This window comes from Bacillus cereus group sp. BfR-BA-01356 (assembly GCF_022663635.1).
Taxonomy (GTDB): domain Bacteria; phylum Bacillota; class Bacilli; order Bacillales; family Bacillaceae_G; genus Bacillus_A; species Bacillus_A cereus.
The window spans coordinates 1-12,938 of record NZ_JAKUFX010000019.1 but is presented as its reverse complement, the minus strand read 5'-3'; the positions used below and the strand labels follow the sequence as shown (position 1 = coordinate 12,938).

Below are 12,938 nucleotides of genomic sequence, written 5' to 3'. Positions count from 1 at the left end.
TTTCACTATATTCGATTCATAAACCAATACTCTGTAATTGCTAAATATTCTCGTACATTCGATGGAATGATGATTGGTTTCGGTGTTTTTGCCGGAAGACCTTCTAATTGTAAACCTTGTTTGGCCGCTATTTTTTTCGCTCTAAACATGTGAAAATCGTTTGTTACGATCATACCTTTTTTCATATCGGCTGGAATTAACGGTTTTGAGAATGTAATATTCTCATCTGTACTCGTAGATTTGTCCTCCATTATAATGCGGTCTTCTGCGATATTTTGTTTTATTAGTCCTTGTTTCATTGCTAATGCTTCTGAAATGTCTTCGCCTTTTCCTTGTCCTCCAGATACGATAGCGATTGTTTTCTCATGTGATTTTAAATATTCAGCTGCTTTATCAATACGATATTGCAATGAATAAGATGGTTTCGTCCCATTTACTTTCGATCCTAGTACAATTATGTAATCAGCATCGTAGGTTGCATTCATATGCCCATGCTTATAAATGTGATATTGTAAAAAACCCGCATACACGGCGCAAATCATTATAACAACTAAAATGCCCTTCATTATTTTCTTCTTTCTCATATTCATATACTCCTATTTTCTTTTACTTCCTTCATGATAATATCCATTTATTTGTTTGTATACAGACAGATTCCAATAAACCCTAATTTATCCTCTGAAAGGTAATATTTATATTACTTTCGGGAATAGTAAGTACAACTTTACACGAAGGAGTGTCTCTATTGCTTCTCTTTTTATGTAACGTGTCGTTCTTTTTTATCTTATTTTTACTATCGCTTAAGTTACTCGGTAAATCCGCGTTAGCACAACTAACTCCTCATGATTTTGGGGCTATAATCTTTTTATCTTATTTAGCTTTCCAGGCCATACCCGTCTCTGGTGCTTTACAAGCATTTCTCGGTATGGTTGTTATCACATGTTTACATTTACTTCTTACAAAATTAAGCCTATTCAACAAACTAAATCGTTTTATTCTTGGACACCCTATCATTTTAATTAAACATGGTGATATTATTTTTGAGAACTTACAAAAAAGTAGATACCCCATTGCAGAACTACTTTCTAATCTTCGCGTTGCAGGATATCCAAGTGTTCATGAAATTGAATACGCTATTTTAGAAGCGAACGGCGCTATTAGTATTTTACCAAAAAGAGAACTTGTACCATTAACTCCAAAAGATTTAAACATAGAAGTTAAGTATGCTGGATTACCAATTGCACTTATCGTCGATTCACAAATTCAATACGATAACTTAAAGTTAATACATAAAGATGAAAAATGGTTATATAAAGAATTAAAAGAAAAAGGAATTACAAATATTAAAAACGTTGCCTTTGCTTCTGTTCAAGAAACAGATGGATCTTTTGCGATTAGTTTAAAGGAATAAAAAATCCCCTTAATTGCTTAAGGGGATTTTCTTCATCATATCGCTTCTTTCTCTCCTGCCATATTTAATGGCACAGGATGTTTCATGCGATTCATCGTAAATACGATAATTGCTGTCATTACTTCAGCAACTGGCATAACGAGCCAAATTCCATTTATACCAAATAATTTCGGCATAATCCATAACAATGGAATAATAAATAGTAATCCTCGGCTCATTATAATAAGTACTGATTTCTTCGTTTGTCGTACTGATTGGAAATACTCTCCATACACAATGTTATAACCTAAAAATACGTATTGGATAAAGAATAAGCTAATACCTGTTAAGGTTAACTCCAATAATTCTGGAGATTGAACATCAAATAAACCAATGATATATTTCCCGAAGAATAATCCGACAATTATCGCAATGCCTCCGAGGACAACTGCAATTTTCACAGCAAACTTCAATCCTTCACGAAGTCTCTCTGATAAATTTGCCCCATAATGGAAACTAGCAATTGGCTGTAATGCTGCTCCAGCACCAAAGAATAATAGTAATGTCATTGCATGAATACTATTCACCATCGCATAGGAAGCTACTCCTACTTCTCCTGCATATTGGACGAATGCGATATTAAAACCAATCGTTACGATTGCAACCGTACTTTCTGCTGTAAAACTTGGGAAACCAATCACCATAATTTGTTTGACAGTATCCCATTCAAAATGGAATTTCGTCCACTTTAAAATACTACTTTTTCTAAAGAAATGAGTTAATAATACAAGGAAACCAATCGCTGCCGAAAGAATAGTCGCTGAAGCAGCACCTGTTACACCCCATCCAAAGATAAAAATAAAGATATAGTCAAACACTATATTTAATACAGCTGTTACAACAAGACCAGCCATTGCTAAATTAGGATTTCCATCATTTCGTATGAATGTACTTAAAATATTTTCTAAAACGTATATCATTCCAAATGTTAATAATACGTGTAAATAGTCTAACGCATATGGTAGAATCACTTCATTTGCACCAAATAAATATGCTAAATCTTCTATTCTCCATAAGCAAATCGCTGCTAAAATCCCTACGATAACAACTGCTACCGTCATGGATTGAGTAAAAATAGACCTTGCTCTTTCTCGTTTATTTTCACCTAATGCAATGGAATATAACGTTGCCCCGCCCATTCCAATCCATAATGAAATAGAGAAGAAAATCGAAAACGCTGGAATAGCCACGTTTACTCCTGCTAAACCGTTCGCCCCAACTCCTCTACTAATCATGACCGCGTCAATTACAATATTCACTGACATTAATACCATTCCAAGAACGGCTGGTATTAAATATGAAATAAATAAACTTTTAATTGGTTTTTCTCTTAATTTTTCTGTTGCTTTCATACTATTATGCTCCTTTTTCAACTCTCTGTTCACAGTTTAAACCTTCAAGTAACTTGAAGGTCAAGAGAGAATTAAAAAATAGGTAACTGAATTATATTAATGAATGTAAATTTGTAATCAATTCAAAGGTTTTCATCTTATTTTTTTACTACAGGAATTTGAATTTCTGTTACTTGCTCCTCTGGATTTTCTGTTACAGACCAATCAATCAATCCAATCTCAATCGAATCTCCATGTACTTCGTAACCTTCTTTATCAATGTATGTAAGTAACTCCTTGTACGTTGCATCTGTTTCTTCATACGGTCCATGATGATAAGAACAAGCATATAAACCTTCTTTAATTTCATCTGAAGTATGCACTTCATACGGCATATAATCCAAAAGAATAAATACGCTGCTATATGCTTGAAACTCCTTTTGCATTAATGCTTTTTTGGAAATTGTCACACCTATATCTCCTGAAAATAGACTATCATCCATTTGCCTCATATTTTTTTGCAACGAATGAATGTAGTACTCAAACATATCATCCGTCGTATTCGGGGCAACCGCAATAGCTGTTATTTTTCGCTGCGGAATCTCTTTAATTACCATTTGTTCAGCTTTTGCTTTTGTTGCTTTCTTAATTAAATGAATTCTATGCTCCATTTTCGCCAAAGCATACTCAATTTCTCTTTGTTTCTTCAGCATCATCTCTTGTTGTTTTTCCAGTAAATTGAGTGCGTATGCTGGATTTCTTTCATCAATATATTTCTTAATTTCCTTTAACGGAATATTTAACTGGCGTAAAAATTTAATCGTATCTAACAGTGAAAATTGATCGATTGTATAATAACGATAATTCGTTTGAGGATCCACAATGGACGGATGAAAAATTCCTTTTTCATCATAATACCTTAATGTAGATTCTGCGATATTATGCATTTTCGCCATTTCTCCAATTGTAAAACGTTTATTTAATAACATCTTTTATTTCCTTCCATTTCTATTTATTTCATTATATGTTCATTTTCTCTTCAAAACAAAAAAGAATTCCCATACGAGAATTCTTTTTTACTATTAAACCTCTATTATTATAGGAAGAATCATCGGCTTTCGTTTTGTATTTGTATATATATACTTCCCTAATGCTTCTCTTACCTCCCTTTTCAAAATACCCCAGCTATTCACATTCTCTTTCTTTAAATTATTAATCGTAATAACAGCTAATTTATTTAATTCTCTTAGAAATTCTTCTGAATCACGGACATAGACAAATCCACGAGAAATAATATCTGGACCTGAAATTATTTCTCCATCCACTTTATTAAAAGTAATAACTATAACGAGCATTCCATCTTCTGAAAGTTGTTTACGATCACGTAATAATGCATTTCCAACATCTCCAATTCCTAATCCATCTACATATATATTTCCTGCCTGTATTCTTCTAGATTGAATTGCCACTTCATTACTTATATCTACAACATCTCCATTACGTACAATAAAGATATTTTCCTTTTCAATACCAATTGATTCTGCTAACAAACTATGGTGATGTAGCATTCTAAACTCTCCATGAATTGGAATAAAATATTTTGGCTTCATTAATGTAAGCATTAACTTCAACTCTTCTTGATATGCATGACCGGATACATGCACTCCAGTAGAACTACCTGATCCGTAAATCACCTTTGCTCCTAATGCAAATAAATTATCGATAATTCGAGAAACGTTACGTTCATTTCCTGGGATAGGTGTCGCGGCTATAATAACCGTATCTTCTGGTAAAATATCCACTTGTCTATAGTTTCCACTAGCTAAACGCGCTAAAGCTGCCATTGGTTCTCCTTGACTTCCTGTACAAAGTATTGCAACCTGCTTTGGATCTAAACGATTTACCTCATTTGCTTCAATCAACATACCTTCTGGAATATGTAAATAACCTTTCTCTAGAGCAACCTCTACTACATTTACCATACTTCTCCCTAGCAAAGCTAGTTTTCGATTTGTTTTTATACATGCTTCAACTATTTGCTGAACACGATTCACATTAGAAGCAAACGTAGAAATAATTACTTTTCTATTTGCTTTCATAAATATTTCCTCTATCCGTTCTCCTACTGACCTTTCTGATGGAGTAAAACCTGGGCGTTCTGCATTTGTGCTTTCAGATAATAAAGCTAGTACACCTTCACTTCCTATTTTAGCCATTTTATGAATATCAGGATGTTGATTATTTACTGGTGTTAAATCAAATTTAAAATCACCTGTATGTACTACAGTACCTTCTGGTGTATGAAAAACAATACCGAGACAATCCGGAATACTGTGGTTCGTTTTAAAAAAAGTTGCCTTAATAGAACCACAATCAATTTCTGATTCTGAATGAATAACGATTAATTCCGTATCATTTTGAAGATTGTGTTCCTTTAATTTAATTTCAATTAAACCTAACGTTAACTTTGTTGCATAGATTGGTACATTTAGTTGTTTTAAAAAATATGGTATTCCGCCAATATGGTCCTCATGCCCGTGCGTTACTATTAAACCGCGAATTTTTTCTTTATTTTCTTGCAAATATGTGACGTCTGGAATTATTAAATCAATCCCTAATAAACTTTCATCTGGAAATTTAGATCCACAATCAATGACGACAATATCATTTTCATATTGGATAGCATACATATTTTTTCCTATTTCATTTACTCCACCTAAAGCAACAATAGACAAGTTATTTTTTAATGCCTTCAAATTATAAATCCTCCCTTTCACAGTTATAGTTCGTGAAATAGTATGTAGACTTTATTATTTGTAATGGAAAAGGACTTCATACTATTTTATACATATAAAATTCACACACTACTCTTACACCTATATCCCAATAAGACAGCTTCTTCCTCAAAAAGCTCCCATTTTTTCATTGATTTTTTATAAAATCTATTATATATTAATTACAGGTTCAAATTACGAGTTCAAAAGAACTTGTAATCAGACCCTTTTGTTTAATGGGTTTTACATATTTTCATTAGGCAAATTCCGAGAAATCGTATGATAAAATTAAAAATGACGAGGAGAGGATCAGATGGAATTCGAATTTTTCTTTCAAATTGCACTTATTTTATTAAGTACAAAGCTTGCTGGTGATCTTAGTGTTAGATTAGGTCAACCTTCTGTACTAGGTAAATTAATTGTCGGTATCGTTATCGGTCCAGCTGTATTAGGTTGGATTGAAAATTCAGAGCTTCTAACTCAATTAAGTAATGTCGGGGTTATTCTCTTAATGTTTATGGCTGGACTTGAAACAGACTTAGAAGAATTAAACGCAAATCGTAATTCTTCTTTAGCAGTTGCACTCGGAGGTATCATTCTTCCATTCGTAGGTGGTTACGTTTCCGGCCTTATTATGGGAATGGAACAAGGAAACGCTGTATTCTTAGGATTACTTTTATGTGCGACAAGTGTTAGTATTTCCGTTCAAACACTTCGCGATTTAGGAAAGATGAAAACACGTGAAAGTACAACTATGCTAGGCGCAGCTGTATTTGATGACATTCTTGTCGTTATTTTATTAGCATTTGCAATGAGCTTCTTAGGTACTGATGATGTTAACTTAACAATGGTTATCTTGAAGAAAGTAGTATTCTTCGCTTCTATTATTTTAATCGGATGGAAAGGTGTTCCTGCGATTATGCGCTGGTTATCACCACTGCGCGTATCTGAGTCTATCGTGAGCGCGGCCCTTATCATCTGTTTCTCATTCGCATATTTCGGCGAATTATTAGGAATTGCTGGTATTATCGGTGCTTTCGCTGCTGGTATTGCAATTTCTCAAACAAACTACAAACATGAAGTAGAAAAGAAAGTAGAACCAATTGCTTACGCTATGTTCGTTCCAGTATTCTTCGTTAGTATCGGTATGAATATTACATTTGACGGTATCGGCAATCAAATTTGGTTCATCTTAGCATTAACTGTTATCGCTGTATTAACGAAATTAATCGGCTGTGGATTCGGTGCACGAATGACTGGATTTGACGCTAAGTCTTCTGCAATTATCGGTGCTGGAATGGTTTCTCGTGGTGAAGTTGCACTTATCATTGCAGGAACAGGACTTTCTTCAGGTCTATTGGCACAAGATTACTTTACAGCAATCGTTATTGTCGTTATTTTAACTACAATGATTACACCACCAATGTTAAAATACACTTTTGGTGCAAAAGATAAAGCAATGAAAGCAAGTAAATAAGTTTACTATAATAAAAGGAGATTGCTATTTTATAAGATAGCAATCTCCTTTTTGTTTTATCTTTAAACAATCTCGTTCTTTTTTAACCATTTTTCAAAAATAGTTCGTGCTTCTTCATCATTGATATCATCACTAAATGAATACACCTTAATACCATAATCATCTATATATTCACCCAGTTTCATTTCCTCCACTTTCTTATAAAAATCGTCTGCCTCATAGTGCGGAAGATAAGCATCCCAAACTGGTTCATTTATTCTTTTGTACGCCGTCACTTCTAAATCATATCCGTCTTCATAATATCCGATGTGATAATGTTTGCTCGGATCATATTTATCCATTAAAAGTCCCCTCCTATTAAACAAAAGCGAGCCTTATATTAAAGCTCGCTCCTCTCTCTATTTATTAAATACGTTCCATCGCCGTCTTCAACGTTCCAACAACAAAGGCAATTTCTTCACTTGAAATAATAAGCGGCGGTGCTAATGTTAAAACGTTATTATACCCTGCTGTTGTCATACCATTGCGTCCTATAATTAAGCCCTTTTCTTTACAAGCATTTACAACACTTGCAATTTTGTCGTTATCAATTGGCTCTTTCGTCTCTTTATCATTTACTAATTCAATTCCAACTAATAGGCCTTTTCCTCTAATATTCCCAACAAGCGGATGTTCTCCAATTTCATCTTTTAGTTGCTCTAATAAAAGGGAACCCATTTGCGCAGATCGCTCGATTAAATTTTCATTTTCCATAATCTCTAAGTTTTTAAGTGCTAATGCACAAGCTGCTGGATTTCCACCAAATGTATTAATATGGCGGAAGAATTCATATTCTCCTTTACCTTTAAAAGCCTCATATATTTCTTTTTTCACAGCTGTTGCAGATAATGGTAAATATGCGCTCGTAATACCCTTTGCCATTGTAATAATATCTGGCTTCACATCATAATTCATAAACCCAAATGCTTTTCCTGTACGACCGAAACCGCAAATTACTTCATCACTAATAAGCAAGGCACCGTGTTTTTGACACGTCTCATGAACAGCTTTCATATAGTCTTGTGGTGGCATTAATATGCCCCCGCCTGTAATAATTGGTTCCATAATAAAAGCGGCAATTGTTTCACTTAATTCCCACGTCATAACACGATCGACTTCTTTCACACATTCTACATCATAAATATGCTGCCCTTCAATCCCAGGCATACGGTAACAATCCGGTGGTATTACGTGTAAAAAACCTGAAGCAAACGGTTCATATTGATATCTACGCTGCGCTTGTCCCGTCGCTGCCATTGTCGCCATTGTATTCCCATGATACCCACGATAACGTGACATAAATTTATAACGATGTGGTTCACCTTTTTGAGCATAGTATTGTCTTGCTATTTTAAAAGCTGTTTCGTTCGCTTCTGAACCACTATTTGAGAAGAAAATAACATACTCTCCCCCAAGCCACTCATTTAACTTTTCAGCAAGCTTTATAGCTGGCTCATGGGATTGTGACATTGGAAAGTATGATAATGTTTGTAATTGCTTATAAGCCGCTTCTGCGAGCTCCTTTCTTCCATATCCACTATTGACACACCAAAGGCCACTCATACCATCTAAATATCTTTTTCCTTGTATATCTTCAACCCAGCACCCTTCAGCTTTTGCCCCTACCATTGTACTATTTGGACTAAAGGGACGCATTCCGTGCCAAACATATTGCTCATCTTTTGCTAATAATTCATCAGTTTGCTTCGTTTTCATCATTACTTCCACCTTCCATAACAACTTATTTTTCACAAAAGCTGCGCTGGTGCCATGATGACTTAAATTTCTCCCTGCTATTTTCATTCCACAAAATTAAGACAAATCCTACTTACAAATCAGTAATATTTACAAGAAAATGACAAAAGAAAAAAGAGCTTTTCTTATCTATCGAAAAGCTCCTCTTTTATTTAATGTGAAGACACATCACTAATACCGTGACCAGTATTAGATTTTACGAGAATTTCATCAAATTTCGCTGCATCTTCTTTCTTACTAGATAAAACAGTTCCTAAATATGCTGCAAGAAATCCGAGCGGAATTGAAATAATTCCTGGTGTCGTATATGGAAATATCGCTTCCCCAACAAAAATAGCTTTTCCAGCTACAGGGTTCCAAACATTCGGACTCAACGCTACGAGAACAATAGCTGATACGAGACCCACAATCATACCAGAAATAGCGCCCGTTGTATTAAAACGCTTCCAATATATTGTAAATAAAATCACTGGTAGATTTGCACTCGCTGCAACTGCAAATGCTAATGATACTAAAAATGCTACGTTTAATGTTTGGGCAAATAATGCAAGTATGATAGATAGTATCGCTACTCCAATAGATGCATAACGAGCCATAGATACTTGCTCTTTTTCCGTTGATTTCCCTCTGCGAATGATTTCATTATAAAAATCATGAGCGAATGCTGATGCTGCTGTTAATACAAGACCTGCCACTACAGCCAAAATCGTTGCAAAAGCAATTGCTGATACGAAAGCAAATAAGAAGTCTCCACCTAACGCTTTGGCTAATAAAGGTGCCGCCATATTACCAGCTGGGTTCGCTTTAATAATCGCTTCATTTCCTACAAACGCTGCCGCACCAAATCCTAAGAAAATCGTCATAATATAAAATGCACCAATTAACCACGTCGCATATACGACAGATTGACGTGCAGTTTTTGCATCACGTACTGTAAAAAAGCGGACAAGTATATGTGGTAATCCAGCTGTACCAAGTACTAGTCCTAAATTTAAAGACAGTGTATCAAGACCATCCTTATACTTTACACCTGGATTTAAAAATGAATCTTTTAAAGGGGTAGCTGTTTTCATTTGAGCGAACATTTCAGTCACGCTGAAGTTGAATTTTGCGAAAACGATAACAGAAATAATAAACGTACCAGCCATAAGTAATACAGCCTTTACAATTTGTACCCAGCTCGTTGCTGTCATACCACCAAAAATAACATACACCGTCATAAGTGTTCCAACGATTAATACAGATGTCGTATATTCAATCCCTAATAATAACTTAATAAGTGCACCCGCGCCAACTAATTGTGCAATCATATAAAAGATAGAAATCGTCATCGTATTAAGAGCTGCAACTCCGCGAACTTTTTTCGCATCAAAGCGTGCTGCAATCATATCCGCCAAAGTGTACTTTCCTAAATTTCTAAGCGGTTCTGCAACAAGATATAGTACAACTAAATAAGCAACTAAAAAACCGATACTATAAAAGAATCCATCAAACCCAGTTAATGCGATTGCTCCAGCTATACCGAGAAATGAAGCAGCAGACATGTAATCTCCAGCAATGGCCAGACCATTTTGCCAACCAGTTAATCCCCCTCCAGCCGTATAAAATTCACTCGCATTTTTCGTTTTTTTCGATGCAAAATAGGTTATGACGAGCGTACCAAGAACAATAATTAAAAATAGTGCAAATGCAGTAGTATTCAAGTTCAGCCCCTCCCTTTTTTCATATCTTGCAGAATTTTTCGGGAGATTTCATCAAATGATTCTGCTTTTTTGCTGTAAATCATACATAGTGCCCATGTCATGATAAATTGGGAAAAAGCAAATACCCACGCCCATGTAACGTCTCCAAATGCAGGTGTATTAAGCACCTTTGAATACGATGTTAGAATAGGTAATGCGATAAAAAAACTAAAAAAGAAAATACTCATTGGAATGATAAACTTCTTTTTCGTATTTAATAACAATTGAAATTCTTCCGACTGAACGACCTCTGTATAATTCACCTCATTTTGCAACTTACGTGCTGACGTATCGTCTCGTTTCATTAACCGTTCCCCTCTCTTACTTGAAATACACTTCCCCCTTGCATACCTAAAGACTAAATTTTATAAATATTCAGAAACTTATATTCATTTTAGACAATCCATGCATTCATGCAAAGATTTTTTGATAGACATTTTTCGGCAATTTCCCCTAAATTTTTAATATACTTTTTCAAAATAAAGTGACACTTTACTTATTTATCCTCATTAAGACAAAAGCAGTGCTTAACGCACTACTTTTGTCTTTTTTTCCTTTTCTAAATTACGAGCCGTTTCGCTTAGCTCAACATCTTTTCCGTCTTTAAGTGTTCCAAATATAAAATCGAATACTGGATTTGAAACACCAAACCAAAACTTTTCATTTTTATAATGGTGTAATATATGTTGTTTTTTTAGCCATCTTCCAAACTTAGTGACGGGACGAATCGGTCTATGAGCAATATAATGTTTCCATTCGTAAACGAGCAGCATAATAATCATTCCGATTCCAAATGAAAGTGTAATAGTAACACTTTTTGTAATACCATATGCTATAAGTAAATATATAGTAAAACTAGGTATACTAAACCATACAGGTAAAAACAAAAGTTTTAAATCATCTGGATATACGTGGTGATCATAATGCAATCTTCTTAACATTTTTAATAGAAATGTGTTTTTAGGTGGCTTTATATGGAATAAAAAACGATGTGTCATATATTCATTAAGTGTATAGAAAACAATCCCAAACATACATGCTAACATGCCAAACCACGTAAAAAATTGCATTTTTAAAATAATAATGAAAACAAATAGAATGCTATACATAATAACGATATCATGTTGTAAAAAGAACTCTTTCCCCACTTTCTTCATCTTGTTTCCCCCTTTTCCCAAAAAACAGCCGCAACATATCGTTACGACTATTTCTTTTCTATTCTTATTCTATTCACTTTACAAATTTGCCTGCTGTTCTATTGTCGAGAAAAAATTGTTTGGTCCAAATATATTTTGCTTCGGAATAATATGTTCCACTGCAAACACTGTTACTTCTCCTCTTTGCACTTCTCCAATAATGAGCCCAAATATTTCATGATTTACTGCAAACGTCGGTTGCTTTGTTTGTAACAATCTTGCAGCATTATGAAATACCGCTTCATATAGTGGATTTCTATCAGTAATTTCTTTTCGGATTTTTGGCGCTAACGTAATTATAATTTCTTTTCCGTCAATAGTGGTTCGATACATAAAAATCTCCCCTTCAATCTTATGTGAACAACTGTAAAGCTTTGTATGCAAAATGTATAGAGTAACCTACTAAAATAATACCTGCTCCGGCTGTTATGTAGCCAAGCGCTTTTGGTTTTAATAAAGTTCTTCCAAAATGTACAGAAAAAGCAATATTTAAATTCCATAAAATAATACCAACAATAATGCAAAGACTGTACAAAAAAGCTTCTTGTTTCGTTACCTTCGTAAGTAATGAGCTAAGTGTACTTCCGTATATACCAAACCAAAAAACAAGATTTAATGGATTGGATATCGCAATTAAAAATCCTGCCATAAACGATTGCTTAAGGCCACCTACCTCTTCTTTTTTATATTCCATATTCGAGTCGAAAATTCCTTGTTTTACACTTTGAAATCCTAAATAAAATAACAAGAAAAAACCCGTGCAATACATGAAGGCTTGTACATATGTATACATAAACACAGAAGATAAACCGAAATAAATGAGAAGCATAAATAAAACATCTGCAGTCATTCCACCAATTCCAACAACCCAAGCGTGCCAAAACCCACGTTCAATTCCTCGTTTTAACATTTCAATATTAATTGGCCCTACTGGCGCAGCTAATGATATACCTAATACGATTTGCTGTATAATTGCTCCAAACATCGCTCTATCCTTTCTACTCTCTTTACTACTAGTTAATGATGTAATTTGAAAAAATAGACTAGCTTTCATAATAAAATACCCTCGTATATTAATATTTAAGCCCTATCTCAGGCTTAGTTTTACTCTCTAATAAGAGTCCAGTAATAAAGAAAATACTTGGACGTCTCAAGATATTTCTAGATAATGGTC

Annotated in this window: 13 protein-coding genes; 2 read left to right on the top strand and 11 right to left on the bottom strand. The window is 34.3% G+C overall.

The window, feature by feature from the left end; all coding sequences use genetic code 11:
• Positions 1-5: 5 nt before the first annotated feature.
• Positions 6-584, bottom strand: coding sequence for a YdcF family protein (locus MR168_RS09455; protein ID WP_006928736.1), 579 nt, complete (start codon positions 582-584; stop codon positions 6-8).
• A gap of 161 nt (positions 585-745) precedes the next feature.
• On the opposite strand from MR168_RS09455, the gene MR168_RS09450 reads away from it, so the two are divergent.
• Positions 746-1,411 carry a DUF421 domain-containing protein gene (locus MR168_RS09450; protein WP_000923924.1) on the top strand — a complete coding sequence of 222 codons (666 nt, stop codon included), beginning with the start codon at positions 746-748 and terminating at the stop codon, positions 1,409-1,411.
• 35 nt (positions 1,412-1,446) lie between these two features.
• Here MR168_RS09450 and MR168_RS09445 read toward each other — a convergent pair whose 3' ends face one another.
• From MR168_RS09445 to MR168_RS09435, 3 genes are all read right to left on the bottom strand, one after another.
• On the bottom strand, positions 1,447-2,802 hold the full coding sequence (locus tag MR168_RS09445) for an MATE family efflux transporter (RefSeq protein ID WP_242291240.1): 1,356 nt from the start codon (positions 2,800-2,802) through the stop codon (positions 1,447-1,449).
• Between the two features lie 137 nt (positions 2,803-2,939).
• Entirely contained in the window at positions 2,940-3,770 is an 831-nt protein-coding gene (locus tag MR168_RS09440; RefSeq protein ID WP_000925932.1) for a MerR family transcriptional regulator, read from the bottom strand.
• Positions 3,771-3,863: 93 nt separating this feature from the next.
• On the bottom strand, positions 3,864-5,537 hold the full coding sequence (locus tag MR168_RS09435) for a ribonuclease J (protein ID WP_000645618.1): 1,674 nt from the start codon (positions 5,535-5,537) through the stop codon (positions 3,864-3,866).
• A 331-nt stretch (positions 5,538-5,868) separates the two neighbouring features.
• On the opposite strand from MR168_RS09435, the gene MR168_RS09430 reads away from it, so the two are divergent.
• Positions 5,869-7,032 carry a cation:proton antiporter gene (locus MR168_RS09430; protein ID WP_000393889.1) on the top strand — a complete coding sequence of 388 codons (1,164 nt, stop codon included), beginning with the start codon at positions 5,869-5,871 and terminating at the stop codon, positions 7,030-7,032.
• Positions 7,033-7,094: 62 nt separating this feature from the next.
• On the opposite strand, the gene MR168_RS09425 is transcribed toward MR168_RS09430, so the two are convergent.
• The 7 genes from MR168_RS09425 to MR168_RS09395 all read right to left on the bottom strand — a co-directional run bounded on the left by MR168_RS09425 (position 7,095) and on the right by MR168_RS09395 (position 12,818).
• Positions 7,095-7,373, bottom strand: a complete 279-nt coding sequence (locus MR168_RS09425) for a DUF3986 family protein (RefSeq protein ID WP_016122203.1) — start codon at positions 7,371-7,373, stop codon at positions 7,095-7,097.
• 64 nt (positions 7,374-7,437) lie between these two features.
• The gene (locus MR168_RS09420; RefSeq protein WP_140159367.1) at positions 7,438-8,787 is read right to left on the bottom strand and encodes an aspartate aminotransferase family protein; all 1,350 of its coding nucleotides are present in this window, start codon (positions 8,785-8,787) and stop codon (positions 7,438-7,440) included.
• A 191-nt stretch (positions 8,788-8,978) separates the two neighbouring features.
• The gene (locus tag MR168_RS09415; protein WP_001098243.1) at positions 8,979-10,529 is read right to left on the bottom strand and encodes a solute symporter family protein; all 1,551 of its coding nucleotides are present in this window, start codon (positions 10,527-10,529) and stop codon (positions 8,979-8,981) included.
• Between the two features lie 2 nt (positions 10,530-10,531).
• Complete coding sequence (locus MR168_RS09410; protein ID WP_025709227.1) at positions 10,532-10,873, bottom strand: DUF485 domain-containing protein; 342 nt, start codon at positions 10,871-10,873, stop codon at positions 10,532-10,534.
• A gap of 222 nt (positions 10,874-11,095) precedes the next feature.
• On the bottom strand, positions 11,096-11,725 hold the full coding sequence (locus MR168_RS09405; RefSeq protein WP_000755401.1) for a sterol desaturase family protein: 630 nt from the start codon (positions 11,723-11,725) through the stop codon (positions 11,096-11,098).
• A gap of 78 nt (positions 11,726-11,803) precedes the next feature.
• Entirely contained in the window at positions 11,804-12,097 is a 294-nt protein-coding gene (locus MR168_RS09400) for a hypothetical protein (protein WP_000286361.1), read from the bottom strand.
• Positions 12,098-12,116: 19 nt separating this feature from the next.
• Positions 12,117-12,818, bottom strand: a complete 702-nt coding sequence (locus tag MR168_RS09395) for a LysE family transporter (protein WP_000647917.1) — start codon at positions 12,816-12,818, stop codon at positions 12,117-12,119.
• Between the last annotated feature and the right edge of the window lie 120 nt (positions 12,819-12,938).